The following is an 18221-nucleotide window of genomic DNA, read 5'->3' on the forward strand; positions in this document are numbered from 1 at the left end:
CGCCGGAATTATCCGGTTTTAAATAAAATAAATATACGGGTGAACAATTATGAACGAAATCGAGATTAACGTGGAGCCGCGTTATATGGCCGGCCAAAGCGACGTCTACCGCGACCGCTACGCCTTCAATTATCTGATTACCATCTGCAACCGCAGCGATGAAATCATTACTTTGCGTCAGCGTTTTTGGGAAATCACCGACGGACACGGTGAGACAGAGCAGGTCGGTCATGCTGGCTTGATTGAAGAGCAACCTGTTTTGTACCCGGGCGAAGCCTATGAGTACAACAGCGGTTCGCAAATCAGCACGCCTTGGGGCAGTATTGAAGGCGCGTATGAATTTGAAGACAGCATCGGCAAACGTTTCGTTATCGGGGTGCCGAAGCTTGAATTCAAAGCAGGCTTTACTTTACAATAGGCCGTCTGAAAAATGAAAAACCGGAACATGGGAAATGTTCCGGTTTCGTTTTTTCAGGCGGCCTTATCAGTCTTTGCAAGGTTGTACCAATACCCATGGCGCTACAACGACCGCCCACATTTCTTGCTTATCCGCTAGAAAAGTACGCGCCATATCATCGCTGACGGTGCCGAATTTGCCTTGTTCCATCCATTGTTTCAATGGCGCGGCTTCATCTTCGGCAACATGGCGGGCGACGGCAATCAAATCCAAATCGGGCGCAACATAAACGGCGGCACCGCGTGCGAAGTGGGGTTGCAGCTCTTCCCATGAAATGCGGGCGGTTTCGGTATTGAGTTTTTCGTTTAAGAGTGGAATAGACATAGGACAATCATCAAATAAAAAACGGATTGTAACCGATATTCGGCCTTTTGCCCGATGCCGTCTGAAAACGAAAGAAATTTACAGGGTTAACGTTATACAGTATCATTTTAATGTTTTAATTTTCTTTCAGACGGCCTGTTGTCCGTATTCGGGCAAGGGCGGTTTTAGGCTTATGAATTCTGTATTGTTGACCGGATTGCTGCAAAGGCTGCTGATTGCACTTGTCGCATTGGTGGCGTTGTGGGCTGTATATTTTTGGGCGGTATCGCCATGAGTATCGTGGTAGAAAATCTGACGGTCAGCTATCAGCGCAGGCCGGTGGTGCACCATGTTGATATGGTGTTTGAAGATGGTAAGATGTGGACGATTTTCGGGCCGAACGGCGCGGGCAAATCGACCCTGCTCAAAGCCATTATGGGTTTGCAGAAAACGGATACGGGCAGCGTGCGCTATGAAAATATGGCGCGCAAGGATATTGCCTATCTGCCGCAGCAGTCGGACATTGACCGCAGCCAGCCGATGACGGTGTTTGAACTGGCGGCGATGGGGCTGTGGTATGAAATCGGCTTTTTCGGACGTGTGAACGCAGCGCAGAAAAAGCGCGTGATGGCGGCTTTGGAACGCGTGGAAATGCAGGATTTTGCCACGCGCCAAATCGCGCACTTGTCCAATGGCCAATTCCAACGCGTATTGTTTGCGCGGATGCTGGTGCAGGATGCCAAGTTTTTGCTGCTGGATGAGCCGTTTAACGCAGTGGATGCGCGGACGACTTATGCGCTGTTGGAAGTTTTGCGCCAGTGCCATCAGGACGGTCAGGCAGTGATTGCCGTGTTGCATGATTACGAGCAGGTGCGGGCATATTTTGCCAACACGCTGCTTTTGGCGCGTGAAAAAGTGGCTGCCGGTGCGACGGAAAATGTGTTGACCGATGAATTTTTGGCACAGGCCAACCGAATGATGCAGAAGCAGGAAGCGGCCGATTGGTGCGCGGTTTAATGGACAAGGCCGTCTGAAAGTAAGTGTTTTTCAGACGGCCTCAGGCTTTCAGAGATTAATAAAAAAGCGATAAAACATGGATTTATATGATTTGGTCGTCGCGCCGTTCGTCGAATTCGACTTTATGCGCTATGCCCTGGCGTCGATTTTCTGCCTGGCATTGAGCGCGGCGCCTGTCGGTGTATTTTTGGTGATGCGCCGCATGAGTTTGGTGGGCGATGCTTTGAGCCATGCGGTTTTGCCCGGTGCGGCCATTGGCTATATGTTTGCCGGTTTGAGTTTGCCTGCGATGAGCGTCGGCGGTTTTGCAGCCGGTTTGCTGATGGCTTTGTTGGCCGGTTTGGTCAGCCGGTTTACTTCATTGAAAGAAGACGCGAACTTTGCCGCATTTTATTTGAGCAGCCTTGCCATCGGCGTGGTTTTGGTCAGCAAAAACGGCAGCAGCGTCGATTTGCTGCATTTGCTGTTTGGCTCGGTGTTGGCGGTGGATATTCCGGCTTTGCAGCTGATTGCCGTTTCTGCGAGCGTCACTATTTTGCTGATGGCGGTTATGTTCCGCCCGCTGGTGTTGGAAAGCATAGACCCTTTGTTCCTCAAGGCTGTCGGTGGTAAGGGCGGCTTTTGGCATGTGCTGTTTTTGGTGCTGGTCGTGATGAATCTGGTTGCCGGTTTCCAGGCATTGGGCACGCTGATGTCGGTCGGTTTGATGATGTTGCCGGCAATTACCGCCAGACTGTGGGCGAAAAGCATGGGTTGGCTGATGATTTTGTCGGTCGCATTGGCTTTGCTTTGCGGTTTGGCAGGACTGTTGTTTTCCTACCATATTGAAATCCCGTCCGGCCCGGCGATTATTTTATGCTGCGGCACGCTTTACCTGATTTCCGTCGTGTTTGGTTGGGAGGGCGGCATTTTGGCAAAATGGTTGCGCCGTAAAAAACACCGCACGGCATGATTTTTCAGACGGCGGCTTGAATAATCAGGCGGTCTGTCTTATGATGATGTTAATGTTACGTTATATCACTGGAGAGAATATGAAACATTGGAAACTCGGCATCGTTGCCGCATTATTGACCGGTGCCGCTTATGCCGTTCCGTTGCCTGTTGTGACCAGCTTCAGCATTTTGGGCGACGTGGCCAAACAGATTGGCGGCGACCGCGTGGCCGTTCAAAGCTTGGTGGGCGCCAACCAAGACAGCCATGCCTACCACATGACCAGCGGCGACATCAAAAAAATCCGCAGCGCAAAATTGGTATTGCTCAACGGCTTGGGCTTGGAAGCCGCCGATGTGCAACGCGCAGTCAAACAGAGCAAAGTGCCTTTCGCTGAAGCGACCAAAGGCATTCAGGCTTTGAAAGCAGAAGAGGGCGGCCATCATCATGACCACGATCACGAAGGCCATCATCACGATCACGGCGAATTTGACCCGCACGTTTGGACCGACCCCGTCCTGATGGGCACTTATGCGCAAAACGTTGCCAATGCGCTGATTCAAGCTGACCCTGAAGGCAAAACCTACTATCAGCAACGTTTGGGCAACTATCAAATGCAGCTGAAAAAACTGCACAGCGATGCGCAGGCTGCCTTTAATGCCGTACCTGCCGCCAAGCGTAAAGTCTTGACCGGACACGATGCGTTCACGTACATGGGCAAACGCTACAATATTGAATTCATCGCCCCTCAAGGCGTGAGCAGCGAAGCCGAGCCGTCTGCCAAACAAGTGGCTTCCATCATCCGCCAAATCAAACGCGAGGGCATTAAAGCCGTCTTTACCGAAAACATCAAAGACACGCGCATGATTGACCGTATCGCCAAAGAAACCGGCGTCAATGTCAGCGGACGTTTGTATTCCGATGCATTGGGTGGCGCACCGGCCAACAGCTACATCGGCATGTACCGCTACAATGTCAAAGTTTTGACTGATGCCATGAAAAAATAAAACGGTTTCAAGATAAAGGCCGTCTGAAACTTGGAAACAAGGTTTCAGACGGCCTTTTATATGCTTATTTTTGAAACAAATCGTCAAATTTAAAATATAAAAATTAGTTTTGTGCTATTAAAAGCTTAATTATCAAAAATTCATGCCAATTTGCTTGATAAGTACGCACCATCCGTGCGAATTGCTTATCGGCGGTCTGCAGGCCACTCACGGCTTGACTTCACCCTGTTACAATTCGGCATCTTCACATTTCTTAATCTTACATCATGAGCAACCATTCGTCTTGGTCATCCAAAATCGGCTTTGTGCTTGCTGCGGCAGGCTCGGCCATCGGTTTGGGTGCAATTTGGAAATTCCCTTATACAGCCGGTACCAACGGCGGCGCCGTATTCTTTCTTTTGTTTTTGATTTTCACCATTTTGGTGGCTTTGCCGGTTCAACTGGCCGAGTTTTACATCGGCCGTACAGGCGGTAAAAACGCCATTGATTCCTTTAAAGTATTGCGCCCGGGTTCGCAGTGGCCGTGGGTCGGCCGCATGGGTGTGGCCGCGTGTTTTATTTTGCTGTCGTTTTACAGCGTGGTCGGCGGCTGGGTGTTGAACTACGTCGTGCACAGCTTTACCGGTGAAATTCATGCCGGTGCAGACTTTGAAGCCTTGTTCGGCAACACGATTTCTTCACCGTTTGGTTCGCTGTTTTACCAAGGCTTGTTCATGCTGATTACCATTTGGGTGGTTAAAGGCGGCATTTCAGACGGCATTGAAAAGGCAAACCGCGTGTTGATGCCGGGTTTGTTTATCCTCTTTATCGCGCTGGCTATCCGTTCGCTGACTTTGCCCGGCGCAATGGAGGGCGTGGCATTCTTGTTGAAGCCGGATTGGTCGTATTTGAAACCGGGCACAATGCTGACTGCTTTGGGTCAGGCATTTTTTGCCTTGAGTATCGGCGTGTCTGCGATGATTACCTATGCCTCGTATTTGGGTAAGGATCAGGATATGTTCCGCTCCGGCCATATGATTATGTGGATGAACCTGTTTGTATCGCTGCTGGCCGGTTTGGTGATTTTCCCTGCGGTATTTGCCTTCGGTTTTGAGCCCGGCCAAGGCCCTGGTTTGATTTTTGTCGTGTTGCCTGCGGTCTTTATGAAGATGCCGATGGGTACATATTTGTTTGCCGTGTTTATGCTGTTGGTTGTCTTTGCGACGCTGACTTCCGCATTTTCCATGCTGGAAACCGTTATCGCGGCAACCATCCGCCAAGACGAGAAAAAGCGCAGCAGCCACGCTTGGGTAACCGGCATTGCGATTTTCATAGTCGGTATTCCTTCGGCGCTGTCATTTGGCGTTTGGGGCGAATTTAAGATTTTCGGCAAAACCATTTTTGACTTGTGGGACTTCATTATTTCCGCCGTCATCATGCCGATTGGCGCATTGAGCGTTGCCGTGTTTACGTCATGGGTTCAGGACAAACAGTCCGTCCTGCGTGATGCAGGCATGGGCAGCACCATTCCGAAACAGTTGCTTTACCTGTGGCTGGGTGCGCTTCGCTATCTTGCGCCGATTGCGATTATTGTGGTGTTCATCAACTCTTTAGGTTTGATTTAAACCGATAGTGAGCAAACAGTCCGGCGTTGCATTGCTTCGCCGGACTGTTTGTTTAAAACATCATAAAAATATTAAGGCCGTCTGAAAAATTTTCAGACGGCCTTTTTATATACGCTCGAGGTTGATTAGAACTTCGCTTGCAGTCTCAGCCATGCAGTACGGCCGGGTTCGTTCACGCGCATGGTTTGAGTACCGGCAGACGGGTCGCCGCCGCGGCTGACGAATTCAGCATAGGTTTTGTTGAACACGTTGTCCACGCCGCCTTGCAATGTGGCGTATTTGCTGAATTTCCAACCGGCATTGAGCGAGAGTACGCCGAAGCCCGAAGATGCACCGATGTCTTGGCCGACGATATTGCCTTGGCCTTTGCTGTAACGGTTTTGTTTGGCTACGACGCGCCATAATGCGCCCGCGCTGAATTTACCGTTGTCAAAGGCAAGGGTGTTGTTCCACTCGAGCGGCGGCGTTTGTGCCAAAGGTTTGCCGTCGGTACGGTTTTTGCCGTGGGTGTAGGCGAGGCTGGTGCCGACTTCCCAGTTAGGCGCAAATGTCCATTTGACTTCGGCTTCGCCGCCAAAGCGTGAAGCGTTGATGTTGCGCACGTTGAAATTCATGCCTTGGCGCTCCATCATGATGAAGTCTTTGATGTCGCTGCCGAATACGGATACGGATGCGTGGAGGTTGGGACGTTTCCAGATTACACCAGCATCGATTTGGCGATTTTGCTCTGCGCGGATGGCTTTGTTTTCAGAGCGCAGGCGTTCCCAGTAGTCAGGCGCGCGTTCGGCAATGCCGAATCCGGCATAGTATTTCAGGCCGTTGTCCGTATTTCTTTCCCAACGCAGGAAGCCTGAGTTCAAATTGAATTTTTGATGTTTCAAAATGGGGTCGGTCACACGCGCGGTATCGTAATGCGCTTTGACTTGGTCATGGCGCAAACCTGCTACCCAGCGTTGTTTGTCGGTTTGCTGCCAAGAGGCTTCGGTGAAGATACCCCATTGTTTGAAACTTTGGTTGGGCATATAGGGCTTGTGGCTGTAGCCGTCGCCGCCGCGCTCCATACGCGCGACGTGGACGTCGTCCAGATAATCCAAACCGGTTTGCAGATTGAGTTTGTCCCAGTCGAAAGTGGCTTTCAGACGGCCTGTATCGGTATTGCGTTTAGGGTTGTTGGCATTTTTAATCTGCATACCGGCAGGGTTGCGGATGGTACGCAGGCTGTATGTGTCCATCACGTGGTCGATTTCGCTTTTACCGTAGCGCAGTTCCAATTCGCTGAACCATGGGGTGAGGTTGCGTTGGGTAAAGCGGACATTCCACGCATCACGGTCGAACTTGCTGCCGTCCATCATGCGGTCGGCGTAGGCAACCTTGGCCCTGCTGCGCTCGTATGTGCCGGCAATGGTGGTGTTTTCGGTCGGGGTGATGCCCAGTTGCAGCATTTGGCTGTCGCGTTTGAAGTTGGAGTGAATGCGGTTGCCGTCGCCGTCTTTGTAATCGTCGGCTTCGTTATGGGAAATATTGCTGCGGACGTAGCCGTATTTGCCGCCGAACTCGGCTTCCAACGAGCCGTCGCGGCGGTCGTTGCTGCCTGCCGTCAGGGTAGCGTTAACGTTGTAAGGTTTTTCAGTGAAATCAGGGTCTTTGCGGATAAATTGCACCGAGCCGCTGACCAAGCCCATGCCTTGGGTAACGGTTTGCGGGCCTTTGGTGACCACGACTTTGTCGAAAGAATTGGGGTGGATATAGGCAGTCGGCGGGTCCATGCGCATACCGCAACCGCCATAAATAAACTGGTCGTCGGCATTGACGGAGAGGCGCGAGCCGCCCAAACCGCGGAACAGCGGATCGCCCGAGCTGCCGCCTTTGCGGATGATGCTCATGTTGGGCACGGATTGTAAAAGGTCTGCCCCGTCTCCGGCAGGGAGGGGTTGCAAAGCAGCTTTGGGGTTGAAAGTAACGCGATTGGCTTTTTGTTGTTGTGTGCCGGTGACGGTGACAGGGGAAAGGGTAACTGTTTCTTCAGGTGTAGGGTTAGTCTCTGCCCATGCTTGGGATACGGCTAAGGCAATGGGTAAGATAAGTAATGGTGGGTATTTCATATTGTTTCTCTCTATTATTAGGAATTATATTAACTAATACCTAAGTATTATACATAAAGTCTAGTAAAATAGAAGCAGTGGGATTTTAATCTAAATCAATATTTTCAGATTTTTGGCGCATAGGTTGTTTGTTAAGATTGGTCATACCAAAATATTGATTTGAAGGCATTGGTGAGGTTAATCAATAAAAATGAATGTGTTTGAATTAAAATGCTTGCGATGGGGAGAATGGCATTTCTTGACGAAAAAATAGGGGATTGATTAGAATGGGCGGCCAATTGGTCAATCCAATTTATGGCCGTCTGAATAAAACTGTCCTTCAATCATCAGGAATACAACATGACGAAATTGGTTCGTCCGCAAAAAATCAGCGATCAGGTTTTAGCCGTTTTGGAAGAACGTATCGCGACCGGCATTTATGAAGAAGGCAGTAAATTGCCTCCCGAACGTACGCTCGCGGAAGAATTCGGCGTATCGCGGCCGTCGGTCAGGGTGGCGTTGAATATTTTAATTGCCAAGCAGGTTTTGGAAGCGCGGCAGGGCGATGGCTATTATGTTTCCGTCAAGCCGCAGCAGGATTTTTTACAAAGCTGGCAGGAGTTGCTCGGCAAACATACCAATTGGGAAACAGACGTATTCGATTTCAGCTGTCACGTTGAAGGCTGTATGGCGGCGCTGGCCGCCGAAAGACGGACTGATGCCGACTTGAAACGCATTGACTTTTGGCGGCAGAAATTTGAAGCGGCCTGCGAAAGCAGAAATTTGGAGCATCAAGCCGAAGCAGACGTCAGCTTCCATCAAACCATTGCCGATGCCGCACACAATATCCTGTTCAGCCACCTTTCCAGCAGCCTGCTCAAAATGCTTTATCAGCAAACACGCAGCGGCATTATCTATATCCATCAAACCGAAGACCCGCGCCCGACGCTGATTGCGCAGCACCGCACTATTTTTGAAGCCATTGCCCAGGCCAAACCGGCCGAGGCGGCAGAAGCGGCAAAACTGCATTTGAATTATGTCGCCCGCCGTATTTTGCAGGACAGGGAATATCAAAGCCGCAGCGAGCATGCGGACGTATTGGCGCAAAATGATTTGAAACGGGTAGATTGGTAGCGTTTAAAAATAATCAGGCCGTCTGAATTTTTTCAGACGGCCTGATTTTGCAAATAAGGCCTTTTAGTGCCACAATCTTCCTCATTCTGTCTAAAAACAAAGGAAGCACCATGTACCGTCATGTCGAGTATTATCCGGGTGACCCGATTTTGAGTTTGGTTGAAACCTTCAAACGCGACGAGCGTCCTGAAAAAGTCAATTTGAGCATCGGCATTTATTTTGATGACGAAGGCAAAATGCCGGTTTTGGAATCTGTCCGCCGGGCAGAAGCAGAGCGTGCGGCCGTACCGCGCCCATCGCCTTATCTGCCGATGGAAGGTTTGGACACTTATCGAAGCGCGGTTCAGCGTTTGTTGTTTGGCAAGGATAATCCGGCATTGGCAGAAGGGCGCATTGCGACCGTACAGACTTTGGGCGGCTCGGGGGCGTTGAAAGTCGGTGCCGACTTTTTGCACCGTTGGTTCCCTGAAGCGAAAGCCTATGTCAGCGACCCGACTTGGGACAACCATAAAGGTATTTTTGAAGGCGCCGGTTTTGAAGTGGGGACGTATCCTTATTACAACCCTGAAACCGTCGGCGTGAAATTTGAAGAAATGACTGCGTTTTTCAAGACCTTGCCGGAAAACAGCGTCTTGATTTTGCACCCATGCTGTCAAAACCCGACCGGCGTCGATATGTCGCAAGCGCAATGGGATAAAGTGTTGGACATTATCAAAACGCACAAGCTGATTCCGTTTATGGACATTGCCTATCAAGGTTTCGGCGAGGATTTGGACAGCGATGCCTATGCAATCCGTAAAGCCGTCGAAATGGGCCTGCCTTTGTTTGTCAGCAATTCTTTTTCGAAAAACCTGTCGCTGTACGGCGAGCGTGTCGGCGGTTTGAGCGCAGTGTGTCCCAATAAGGAAGAAGCAGAGCTGGTGTTCGGACAGTTGAAATTTACCGTCCGCCGTATTTATTCCAGCCCTGCCGCGCATGGTGCATATATCGCTTCTGATGTGATGAACAGCGAGGAGCTGCGCGCTTTGTGGGAAAACGAAGTTTACGCCATGCGCGACCGCATCCGTGCCATGCGTCAGAAACTTTATGATGTTTTGACGGCCAAAATCCCCAATCGTGATTTCAGCTATTTCATCAAACAGCGCGGTATGTTCAGCTATACAGGCTTGACCGTAGAGCAGGTACACCGCCTGCGTGACGAGTTTGCCGTTTACCTGCTGGATTCGGGCAGGATGTGTGTAGCCGGTTTGAATGCATCGAATATCGATTATGTGGCCGAAGCATTTGCCAAAGTGTTGCAATAGCCGTTTAATCTGAAATTGAATGTAGTTTTATTTGAAGTAAATCAAAAGGCCGTCTGAAAAATTTTCATCTTTCAGACGGCCTCTTTATAATTGGCGCACCCAACAGGGATCGAACCTGTGACCTCCAGCTTCGGAAACTGACACTCTTCCAACTGAGCTATGGGTGCGAGAGCCGTAAGGTTAACGCATATTGGCGCCGTTGGCAAAGTTTATCTTGAAAGTGTCAGAAAGTGGCATTGGCGGTCACGCTTTTGCATGGGTGGAATATTCAAATAACTACAAAGGTTTACAAGAATCAGACGGCCTTTTTGAGGATTTTTGCGTATCTTTTTCTCAAGATGGATTGGAAAGCCTTTGCGAATTCAGTATAATCCAGCAAAATATTGTTAACTGCGTTTAACACATAAACTATAACTTACAGCACAACCTAACCTAACGGCGAGGCCTACCAAATGAAACAACTCCGCGACCACAAAGCCCAAGGCTCTGCATTGTTCACCCTTGTGAGCGGTATCGTTATTGTCATTGCAGTGATTTACTTCCTGATCAAACTGGCGGGAAGCGGTTCATTCGGCGATGTTGCCGAAACAACCGAAGCTGCGACTCAAACCCGTATCCAGCCAGTCGGCCAACTGAAATTGGGCGACGGTATTCCAGTCGGCGAGCGTCAAGGCGATCAGATTTTCAACAAAATCTGTATTCAATGTCACGCGGCGGACAGCATCGTTCCCAAAGCGCCTAAATTTGAAAACAAAGGCGATTGGGCGCCTCGCATTGCCCAAGGTTTCGATACCTTGTTCCAACACGCTCTGAACGGTTTCAATGCAATGCCTGCCAAAGGCGGTGCGGCTGATTTGACCGACCAAGAATTGAAACGCGTGATTACTTATATGGCCAACAAAGCTGGCGGTACTTTCCCTGATCCTGATGCCGCAGCTCCTGCCGATGCAGCCGCTTCCGGCGAAGCTGCTTCAGCTCCGGCGGCTGAAGGTGCAGCTCCTGCAGAAGCCCCTAAAGCAGATGCGGCCAAAGCAGATGATAAAGGTGCGGCAGCTCCAGCAGCCGGCGGCGCAGACGGCAAAAAAGTTTACGAAGCCAACTGCCAAGCATGTCACGGCGGTGCAGTTCCAGGTGTTCCTCATGTAGGTAAAAAAGAAGACTGGGCTCCTCGTATCAAACAAGGTAAAGACACCCTGCACAAACACGCACTCGAAGGCTTTAACGCAATGCCTGCCAAAGGCGGTAACGGTAGCCTGAGCGATGATGAAGTGAAAGCTGCAGTTGATTACATGGCTAATCAGTCTGGTGCTAAATTCTAAGATTTGATTTCGAATCTCGAATAGGAAGCGCATTCTGCAAAAGGATGCGCTTTTTTCGTGCAGGAAATCCGGATCTTGCTATAATACTGAAGTAGTAAATTATTCTCATGATCAAGGGTCGTCTGAAAGATTCAGACAGCCTTCGAATACAATCAAGATTCTTTTAAAGAAGTTCAACCATATTCACATACGACAAAACAATCACGGAGTTATCTCATGGCAAAAAAATATTTCGGTACTGATGGTGTGCGTGGCGAAGTCGGTCAATTCCCTATTAATCCTGATTTTGTCCTGAAATTAGGCTATGCGGCAGGTCAGGTTTTGGTGCAGCATGAAGGCGAAATCAAACCGACCGTCTTGATCGGTAAAGACACGCGTATTTCAGGCTATATGCTGGAAGCCGCGCTGATTGCCGGTTTTACCGCCGCCGGTGTTAATGTTATTCAAACCGGCCCTTTGCCGACTCCGGGCGTGGCGTATTTGACCCGTGCTTTGCGTTTGTCTGCAGGTGTGATGATTTCTGCTTCCCACAATGTTTATTCCGATAACGGCATTAAATTCTTTGCCGAAGGCGGTGTGAAGCTGAGCGATGAAATCGAGTTGGAAATCGAAGCCAAAATCGATGAGGAAATGAAAACCCAGCCGTCCAGCCGTCTTGGCCGTGCGCGCCGGATTAATGGTGCGGATGACCGCTATATCGAGTTCTGTAAATCCACTTTCCCAAGTCATTTGGACTTGCGCGGTCTGAAATTGGTGGTCGATACCGCCAATGGTGCAGGCTATGCGGTTGCGCCTAAAGTATTCCATGAATTGGGTGCGCAAGTGGTCAGTATCGGTAATGAGCCAAACGGCTACAACATCAATGAAAAATGCGGTGCGACCCATCCGAAAGCTTTGCAAGCCGCTGTGTTGCAAAATGAAGCCGATTACGGCATTGCCTTGGACGGCGATGGCGACCGTTTGATGATGGTTGACCGCAATGGCAAAGTGTATGACGGCGACAGCTTGATTTATGTGATTGCCAAAGCACGCGCACATGAAGGCGTGGAAATCGGCGGCGTTGTGGGTACGGTAATGACCAATATGGCGATGGAAGTTGCTTTGAAAGAGCAGGGCGTTGATTTCTGCCGCGCCAAAGTAGGCGACCGCTATGTGTTGGAACAGCTCCACCAACGCGGTTGGCTGATTGGCGGCGAAGCCAGCGGTCATATTTTGTGCATGGACAAACACAATACCGGCGACGGCATCATTTCCGCGCTGCAAGTTTTGGCTGCATTGCAAACCTTGAATCAAGACCTTGCCACCGTTTGCGCCGATTGGCAGCCGTATCCGCAAACCATGATTAACGTCCGCATCAAAAAAGGCCAAAACTGGCAGGATGCTTCTAAAGAAGCTTTGGCCGAAGTGGAAAAAGAACTCGAAGGCAAAGGCCGCGTGGTCTTGCGTGCATCCGGTACCGAGCCTGTCGTGCGTGTGATGGTGGAAGCCAAACAGGCGGACTGGGCGAAAAAAGGCGCAGAAAAAATTGCCGCCGCCATTCAAGGTCAAAAGTAACAGTGTGTTTGATGTTGAATTGAACTAAATAAAAGGCCGTCTGTTGTTCAGACGGCCTTTGTGTTTCATTAGAAGCTTAATTGCTCAAGACATCAACGCCTTTAGGAGGAGTGAATTTGAACATACCGCTGGAAAGGTTAGGTTTGGTGTTCAAACCGCTGAAGCTGATGCTGGTTTGGTTGCCGAAGCTGTCTTTCAGCTGCATGGCGGCGAGGTTGTCGCCTTTGAAGCCGATGCGGATGTATTGGTAGCCGGCGTTGTTTTTCTTAGGCGTAGCCAAAACGTAGTCGATGCCGTTGGCAGAGCCGTCTTCTTTCAGCGTGTAGCTGCTGTCCAATGCCGTTTTGTTGGAGAGAATGGCGGCAGGGCTGTCACCGATGGTTTGGTCTTGTGAGGACTTGGTTACTTGCGCCAAATCTACGTCATAGAGCCAAATGGTTTTGCCGTCGCCGACGATGGTTTGTTTGTAGGGTTTGGTGTATTCCCATTTGAACAAACCCGGGCGCAGGATTTTGAATGTACCGTATGTGGTTTGGGTTTTCTTTTTGCTGTGAACGGTTTGGCTGAAGTTGCCGCTGATACCGTCGGCGTCATTATTGAATTTTTTCAGGGCGTCCACTGCGCCGGCTTGTGCAAAGCCGATGGCTGAAGAAAGCAGCGCGGCAGCGGTCAGGGTGAACAGTCGGGTAGTTTTCATGTTTTGGTTCCTTGTTCGGAGAGATGGGTTCAGTATAGACGTTATGGTGTAACAGGCAAGGGGCTGAAGGGCGGGTTTAATTTGTGTAAATATGAAAAAACTAAGCAAGTATCTGAAATAATTTTATTTCTTCAGACGGCCTGTATTTGGTTTTGACGTTTTTTTAATGAAACGCATAAGGGCTTGGTGTGGTATTTAATGTCATTTTACGGAAAGCGTGAAATTATAGTCTTTCTGTTTGCTTTTTAAAACGGTTATAATATTTATCTTTTGAAAACAATGGTTTTGTATGTATCTGAATCCTTATCCTTTATTGGAACAGGCTTTGCTGTCGGACAATCCGGATGAAAAAGGAAAATTGACGCAGGCCTTGTTTGCGCAGTTGGGCGAGGCGGAAGGCTTGACGGCTGAAGCGTCTAAACCTGTGGATTGCCGTTTTGCCGGTCATCCGTCGCGTCCGCGTTTGGTTGCCCTTTCGGAGGTTACGCCGCGCAAGATGAATACGGTCGAAGGCTATGCGGCGATGTTGCATGCGATTGCGCACATTGAATTTAATGCGATTAATTTGGCTTTGGATGCGGCGTATCGTTTCCGCAATATGCCGTTTCAGTTTGTACGCGATTGGGTAAGGGTGGCGAAAGAAGAAGTGTTTCACTTCGGCTTGATGCGTGGCCGTCTGAACAGCTTGGGCTACGATTACGGCGATTTTGAAGCGCACGGGCATTTGTGGGACATGGCGTATAAAACCGCTTACGATCCTTTATTGCGCATGGCTTTGGTGCCACGGGTGTTGGAAGCGCGCGGTTTGGATGTTACGCCGGGTATTCGTGCAAAAGTGGCGCAGCGCGGCGATATGGAAACCTGCGATGTGCTGGATATTATTTACCGCGATGAAGTGGGGCATGTCGCTATCGGCAATCATTGGTATCAGCATCTTTGCCGTGAGCGCGGTTTGGAACCGGTCGCCCTGTTCCGCAGCCTGATTGCGCGTTACGATATGTTTATCTTCCGCGGCTACGTCAATATCGAAGCGCGGGAACGTGCTGGATTCAGCCGTTTCGAGCTGGATATGTTGGAAGATTTTGAGAAAAGTTTGAAACAGGATAAAAAGGCCGTCTGAAACGGTAAAACCATCATGGCACATTATCACGATCATTCGCACGCTCATACGCATACCGCCAACAAGCAGGTATTGCGCATTTCATTTTTTGTTATTGCCGGATTTATGCTGGTTGAGGCGGTCGGTGGCTGGCTGACCAACTCTTTGGCCCTGCTTTCCGATGCGGGGCATATGTTCAGCGATGCGTTTTCGCTGGGCATGGCATTGTGGGCATTCAAACTTGGCGAGAAACAGACCACGCTGCAAAAGACATTCGGTTACAAACGTTTTGAAATTTTGACGGCGATGTTTAACGGATTGTCGCTGGTGTTGATTGCGGCGATGATTTTTTATGAGGCAGTCAAACGATTGTTTTATCCGCCGGAAATTTTGACGGGCGGCATGTTGGTGGTCAGTATCATCGGATTGCTGGTCAACATCGGCGTCGCCGTTTATATGTTGAAAAATAGCGATACTAAAGAAAACGTCAATATGCGCGGCGCGTATCTGCATGTAATCAGCGATTTGTTCGGCTCGATAGGGGCGATTGTTGCAGCAGTGCTAATAATGGCGTATGGCTGGCAATGGGCGGATACAGTTGCCAGCGTATTGGTGGCGGCTTTGGTAGGGCGCAGCGGTTGGACGCTGTTTAAACAGACTTTGCACATTTTGATGGAAGGCGCGCCGGAAAACATCCATACCGATGAGTTGCTCAGCGTGATCCGCAATACGGAAGGCGTAAAATCCGTTCATGACTTGCATGTTTGGACGATTACCAGCAATATCCACGTTTTATCCTGCCATATTGTTGTCGATGGCGGCATGACGGTGGCAGAGTCCGAACAAATCGCCTACCGTATCGAACATGAATTGGTGCATCACAACATCGGGCATTGTACGATTCAGATTGAAAGCGAACGGCACCCGCATAAAGATGAAGTCTTGTGTTCGCAGGAAATGCATGAACACCATCACCATTAACCATATTCAGGCCGTCTGAAACTTGTTGGATTGTTCAGACGGCCTTCTAAAATCATCAAAGGAACACTTATGACCCAAGCCGTATTATTCGACCTTGACGGCACGCTTGCCGATACCGCACTTGATTTGGGTGGCGCGCTCAACACGGTATTGCGCCGACACGGTTTGCCTGAAAAAAGCATGGATGAAATCCGTCCGCAGGCCAGCCACGGTGCGAGCGGTTTGCTCAAACTCGGTGCAGGCATTACGCCCGAGCATCCGGACTATATGCAATGGCGCAAAGAATTTTTGGATGAATACAGCCGCTGCTATGCCGATCAAACCATCTTGTTCGACGGCGTAAACGAAATGCTGGAAGCCTTAGTTCAACGCGGTATCCAATGGGGCATTATCACCAACAAGCCCATGCGTTTTACCGATGTCCTCGTGCCTAAGCTTGGGTTTGCCGTGCCTCCCGCCGTGATTGTCAGCGGCGATACCTGCGATGAACCCAAGCCCAGCGTGAAGCCTATGTTTTATGCGTGCGAACAGATTGGCGTTGAGGCGCAGCGATGTTTTTATGTCGGCGATGCAGAGCGCGATATGCAGGCAGGCAAAAATGCCGGGATGACAACCGTGCTTGCCGATTGGGGCTATATTTCTGCCGAAGACCAAACCGAAAACTGGCTTGCCGATTTCCGTATTGCCACGCCTTTGGATTTGTTGGCAATCTTGCGTTAAAACCCTGTAATAATCCGTTTTCAGACGGCCTGAAACGGCGTAAAATTACATAAATTTGTATTTTTTCAACCGTTTTACTACTTGTAAAGAGAAAAATCATGTTCTTCAAGCATATCGAAGCAGCTCCTGCTGATCCGATTTTAGGTTTGGGCGAAGCGTTTAAAGCCGAAACCCGTCCCGAAAAAGTCAATCTCGGCATCGGCGTGTACAAAGACGCATCCGGCGCAACGCCTATTGTCAAAGCCGTCAAAGAGGCTGAAAAACGCCTGCTGGAAAGCGAGACGACTAAAAATTACCTGACCATCGACGGCGTTGCCGATTACAACGAGCAAACCCAAATCCTGTTGTTTGGCAAAGACCACGAAATCATTGCCAGCCGTCGCGCCAAAACAGCGCAAAGCCTCGGCGGCACAGGCGCATTGCGCATTGCTGCCGAGTTTGCCAAACGCCAGTTGAACGCGCAAACCATCTGGATTTCCAATCCGACTTGGCCAAACCACAACGCCATCGCCAAAGCAGTCGGTATCCAAGACAAACCATATCGTTATTACGATGCCGCCAAACACGGTCTGGATTGGGACGGCATGATTGAAGACTTGAGCCAAGCGCAAAAAGGCGACATCGTCCTGCTGCACGGCTGCTGCCACAATCCTACCGGTATCGACCCTACGCCTGAACAATGGGAAACTTTGGCAAAACTTTCTGCCGAAAAAGGCTGGTTGCCGCTGTTTGACTTTGCTTACCAAGGCTTCGGTAATGGTTTGGAAGAAGATGCCTACGGCTTGCGCGTATTCTTGAAATACAATAAAGAATTGCTGATTGCCAGCTCTTATTCCAAAAACTTCGGTATGTACAACGAGCGCGTCGGCGCGTTCACTTTGGTGGCTGAAGACGAAGCAACTGCCACCCGTGCCCACAGCCAAGTCAAAACCATCATCCGTACCTTGTATTCCAACCCGGCTTCACACGGTGCGAACACCATTGCGCTGGTGTTGAAAAATGATGATTTGAAAGCACAATGGATTGCCGAACTCGATGAAATGCGCGGCCGCATCAAAGCCATGCGCCAAAAATTTGTCGAATTGCTCAAGGCCAAAGGTGCTAGCCAAGACTTTGATTTCATTATCGAACAAAACGGCATGTTCTCTTTCAGCGGCTTGACTCCCGAACAAGTCGACCGTTTGAAAAACGAGTTTGCCATTTATGCCGTCCGCTCCGGCCGCATTAATGTTGCAGGCATTACCGATGACAACATCGATTATTTGTGCGAGAGCATTGTGAAAGTGTTGTAATTGTCGAATTAAAGGCAAAGGCCGTCTGAATTATTCAGACGGCCTTTATTTTTGACTTGTCAGCTTATCCGGCAACTGCGTTCATTCCCCAATAAATCATGGCATAGCGCAGCAGTTTGCCTGCAATCAGAATAATGGCGCAATGCAAAGCATTAAGCCTGAGCCAGCCTGCAGCAAGGGGGAGGGCATCGCCGATAATGGGCAGCCATGCAAACAATAGCGGCCAAATTCCCCATCTTTGTATACGCGCCAATACTTTTTCAGACGGCCTTTTCTTGGCCGGAAACATCCTGCCCATGTAATACGAAACCATACTGCCCAAGCCATTCGCCAATCCGGCACACAAACATGCGCTGAGGGCGTGTTGCGGATATTGGTACACAAATGCGGCGTATGCCGCCTCGGATGTACCCGGAAGTAGTGTGGCAGAAGTAAAGGCAGAGGCAATCAGGCCAAGGTAAGCGTAAAGAAGGGGCATATTTTGAGTTATATCAATGAGTATTGTAAAAAAGAAATAACAGGCTTAATAAGAGGATTATGCCTTTATTTTTTAATCTATCAAAAGATAAATCCAATATTATTGAATTTTTTAAAATTAAACGGCTGAAGGATAATGTAGTCGGCTGTTAGAAAATAGTTTTCAAAGTGATGGATTATCAGTATGATACGGGCGGCTGTTAATGGGTGTTAAGTTTAATGAACTGATTTAAGCTCATTTTTCC

17 protein-coding genes and 1 tRNA gene are annotated in these 18221 nt (G+C 49.5%); 13 read left to right on the forward strand and 5 right to left on the reverse strand.

Annotation, left to right across the window (positions count from 1 at the left end; translation table 11 throughout):
* The first annotated feature begins 49 nt into the window (after positions 1-49).
* Positions 50-418 carry a Co2+/Mg2+ efflux facilitator ApaG/CorD gene (gene apaG, locus BBP27_RS01000; protein WP_003682575.1) on the forward strand — a complete coding sequence of 123 codons (369 nt, stop codon included), beginning with the start codon at positions 50-52 and terminating at the stop codon, positions 416-418.
* A gap of 66 nt (positions 419-484) precedes the next feature.
* On the opposite strand, the gene BBP27_RS01005 is transcribed toward apaG, so the two are convergent.
* Positions 485-781 carry a DUF2288 domain-containing protein gene (locus tag BBP27_RS01005; protein WP_003685376.1) on the reverse strand — a complete coding sequence of 99 codons (297 nt, stop codon included), beginning with the start codon at positions 779-781 and terminating at the stop codon, positions 485-487.
* 270 nt (positions 782-1051) lie between these two features.
* On the opposite strand from BBP27_RS01005, the gene BBP27_RS01010 reads away from it, so the two are divergent.
* The 4 genes from BBP27_RS01010 to BBP27_RS01025 all read left to right on the forward strand — a co-directional run bounded on the left by BBP27_RS01010 (position 1052) and on the right by BBP27_RS01025 (position 5318).
* The gene (locus BBP27_RS01010; protein ID WP_188211416.1) at positions 1052-1777 is read left to right on the forward strand and encodes a metal ABC transporter ATP-binding protein; all 726 of its coding nucleotides are present in this window, start codon (positions 1052-1054) and stop codon (positions 1775-1777) included.
* 76 nt (positions 1778-1853) lie between these two features.
* Positions 1854-2729: a metal ABC transporter permease gene (locus BBP27_RS01015; protein ID WP_003747573.1), complete on the forward strand. Its 876-nt coding sequence runs from the start codon at positions 1854-1856 to the stop codon at positions 2727-2729.
* Between the two features lie 79 nt (positions 2730-2808).
* The gene (locus tag BBP27_RS01020; protein ID WP_188211417.1) at positions 2809-3714 is read left to right on the forward strand and encodes a metal ABC transporter solute-binding protein, Zn/Mn family; all 906 of its coding nucleotides are present in this window, start codon (positions 2809-2811) and stop codon (positions 3712-3714) included.
* Positions 3715-3980: 266 nt separating this feature from the next.
* The gene (locus BBP27_RS01025; protein WP_188211418.1) at positions 3981-5318 is read left to right on the forward strand and encodes a sodium-dependent transporter; all 1338 of its coding nucleotides are present in this window, start codon (positions 3981-3983) and stop codon (positions 5316-5318) included.
* A 125-nt stretch (positions 5319-5443) separates the two neighbouring features.
* On the opposite strand, the gene BBP27_RS01030 is transcribed toward BBP27_RS01025, so the two are convergent.
* Positions 5444-7420: a TonB-dependent copper receptor gene (locus tag BBP27_RS01030; RefSeq protein ID WP_188211419.1), complete on the reverse strand. Its 1977-nt coding sequence runs from the start codon at positions 7418-7420 to the stop codon at positions 5444-5446.
* Between the two features lie 339 nt (positions 7421-7759).
* Between BBP27_RS01030 and BBP27_RS01035 the strand changes: the two genes are divergently transcribed.
* Both BBP27_RS01035 and BBP27_RS01040 read left to right on the forward strand, forming a co-directional pair.
* A complete protein-coding gene (locus BBP27_RS01035) occupies positions 7760-8533 on the forward strand; it encodes a FadR/GntR family transcriptional regulator (protein WP_188211420.1) in 774 nt (257 codons plus the stop codon).
* 110 nt (positions 8534-8643) lie between these two features.
* Entirely contained in the window at positions 8644-9837 is a 1194-nt protein-coding gene (locus BBP27_RS01040) for an amino acid aminotransferase (protein WP_188211421.1), read from the forward strand.
* A 91-nt stretch (positions 9838-9928) separates the two neighbouring features.
* Here the strand turns inward: BBP27_RS01040 and BBP27_RS01045 are convergent.
* Positions 9929-10004, reverse strand: a tRNA-Arg gene (locus BBP27_RS01045).
* A 285-nt stretch (positions 10005-10289) separates the two neighbouring features.
* Here BBP27_RS01045 and BBP27_RS01050 point away from each other — a divergent pair.
* Entirely contained in the window at positions 10290-11156 is an 867-nt protein-coding gene (locus BBP27_RS01050; RefSeq protein ID WP_049323135.1) for a c-type cytochrome, read from the forward strand.
* A 216-nt stretch (positions 11157-11372) separates the two neighbouring features.
* Complete coding sequence (gene glmM, locus BBP27_RS01055; RefSeq protein WP_003747557.1) at positions 11373-12710, forward strand: phosphoglucosamine mutase; 1338 nt, start codon at positions 11373-11375, stop codon at positions 12708-12710.
* A 76-nt stretch (positions 12711-12786) separates the two neighbouring features.
* On the opposite strand, the gene lolA is transcribed toward glmM, so the two are convergent.
* A complete protein-coding gene (lolA, locus tag BBP27_RS01060) occupies positions 12787-13407 on the reverse strand; it encodes an outer membrane lipoprotein periplasmic chaperone LolA (protein ID WP_036493771.1) in 621 nt (206 codons plus the stop codon).
* 289 nt (positions 13408-13696) lie between these two features.
* Here lolA and BBP27_RS01065 point away from each other — a divergent pair, with 289 nt between their 5' ends.
* From BBP27_RS01065 to BBP27_RS01080, 4 genes are all read left to right on the forward strand, one after another.
* On the forward strand, positions 13697-14527 hold the full coding sequence (locus tag BBP27_RS01065) for a ferritin-like domain-containing protein (RefSeq protein ID WP_188211422.1): 831 nt from the start codon (positions 13697-13699) through the stop codon (positions 14525-14527).
* Between the two features lie 15 nt (positions 14528-14542).
* On the forward strand, positions 14543-15487 hold the full coding sequence (locus tag BBP27_RS01070) for a cation diffusion facilitator family transporter (RefSeq protein ID WP_188211423.1): 945 nt from the start codon (positions 14543-14545) through the stop codon (positions 15485-15487).
* Positions 15488-15556: 69 nt separating this feature from the next.
* On the forward strand, positions 15557-16207 hold the full coding sequence (locus BBP27_RS01075) for an HAD family hydrolase (RefSeq protein WP_188211424.1): 651 nt from the start codon (positions 15557-15559) through the stop codon (positions 16205-16207).
* A gap of 98 nt (positions 16208-16305) precedes the next feature.
* Complete coding sequence (locus BBP27_RS01080) at positions 16306-17499, forward strand: amino acid aminotransferase (protein WP_188211425.1); 1194 nt, start codon at positions 16306-16308, stop codon at positions 17497-17499.
* 64 nt (positions 17500-17563) lie between these two features.
* On the opposite strand, the gene BBP27_RS01085 is transcribed toward BBP27_RS01080, so the two are convergent.
* The gene (locus tag BBP27_RS01085; protein ID WP_188211426.1) at positions 17564-17977 is read right to left on the reverse strand and encodes a YqaA family protein; all 414 of its coding nucleotides are present in this window, start codon (positions 17975-17977) and stop codon (positions 17564-17566) included.
* Positions 17978-18221: the final 244 nt, after the last annotated feature.

Origin of the sequence: Neisseria sp. RH3002v2g, from assembly GCF_014596425.2 — a bacterium.
GTDB lineage: Bacteria > Pseudomonadota > Gammaproteobacteria > Burkholderiales > Neisseriaceae > Neisseria.

Coding starts and splice junctions, on each gene's coding strand:
- BBP27_RS01050 (WP_049323135.1), top strand. CDS start 10,290: ATGAAACAACTCCGCGACCACAAAGCCCAAGGCTCTGCATTGTTCACC.
- BBP27_RS01040 (WP_188211421.1), top strand. CDS start 8,644: ATGTACCGTCATGTCGAGTATTATCCGGGTGACCCGATTTTGAGTTTG.
- BBP27_RS01085 (WP_188211426.1), bottom strand. CDS start 17,977: ATGCCCCTTCTTTACGCTTACCTTGGCCTGATTGCCTCTGCCTTTACT.
- BBP27_RS01070 (WP_188211423.1), top strand. CDS start 14,543: ATGGCACATTATCACGATCATTCGCACGCTCATACGCATACCGCCAAC.
- BBP27_RS01015 (WP_003747573.1), top strand. CDS start 1,854: ATGGATTTATATGATTTGGTCGTCGCGCCGTTCGTCGAATTCGACTTT.
- BBP27_RS01035 (WP_188211420.1), top strand. CDS start 7,760: ATGACGAAATTGGTTCGTCCGCAAAAAATCAGCGATCAGGTTTTAGCC.
- BBP27_RS01065 (WP_188211422.1), top strand. CDS start 13,697: ATGTATCTGAATCCTTATCCTTTATTGGAACAGGCTTTGCTGTCGGAC.
- BBP27_RS01080 (WP_188211425.1), top strand. CDS start 16,306: ATGTTCTTCAAGCATATCGAAGCAGCTCCTGCTGATCCGATTTTAGGT.
- BBP27_RS01005 (WP_003685376.1), bottom strand. CDS start 781: ATGTCTATTCCACTCTTAAACGAAAAACTCAATACCGAAACCGCCCGC.
- BBP27_RS01030 (WP_188211419.1), bottom strand. CDS start 7,420: ATGAAATACCCACCATTACTTATCTTACCCATTGCCTTAGCCGTATCC.
- BBP27_RS01020 (WP_188211417.1), top strand. CDS start 2,809: ATGAAACATTGGAAACTCGGCATCGTTGCCGCATTATTGACCGGTGCC.
- BBP27_RS01075 (WP_188211424.1), top strand. CDS start 15,557: ATGACCCAAGCCGTATTATTCGACCTTGACGGCACGCTTGCCGATACC.
- lolA (WP_036493771.1), bottom strand. CDS start 13,407: ATGAAAACTACCCGACTGTTCACCCTGACCGCTGCCGCGCTGCTTTCT.
- glmM (WP_003747557.1), top strand. CDS start 11,373: ATGGCAAAAAAATATTTCGGTACTGATGGTGTGCGTGGCGAAGTCGGT.
- BBP27_RS01025 (WP_188211418.1), top strand. CDS start 3,981: ATGAGCAACCATTCGTCTTGGTCATCCAAAATCGGCTTTGTGCTTGCT.
- apaG (WP_003682575.1), top strand. CDS start 50: ATGAACGAAATCGAGATTAACGTGGAGCCGCGTTATATGGCCGGCCAA.
- BBP27_RS01010 (WP_188211416.1), top strand. CDS start 1,052: ATGAGTATCGTGGTAGAAAATCTGACGGTCAGCTATCAGCGCAGGCCG.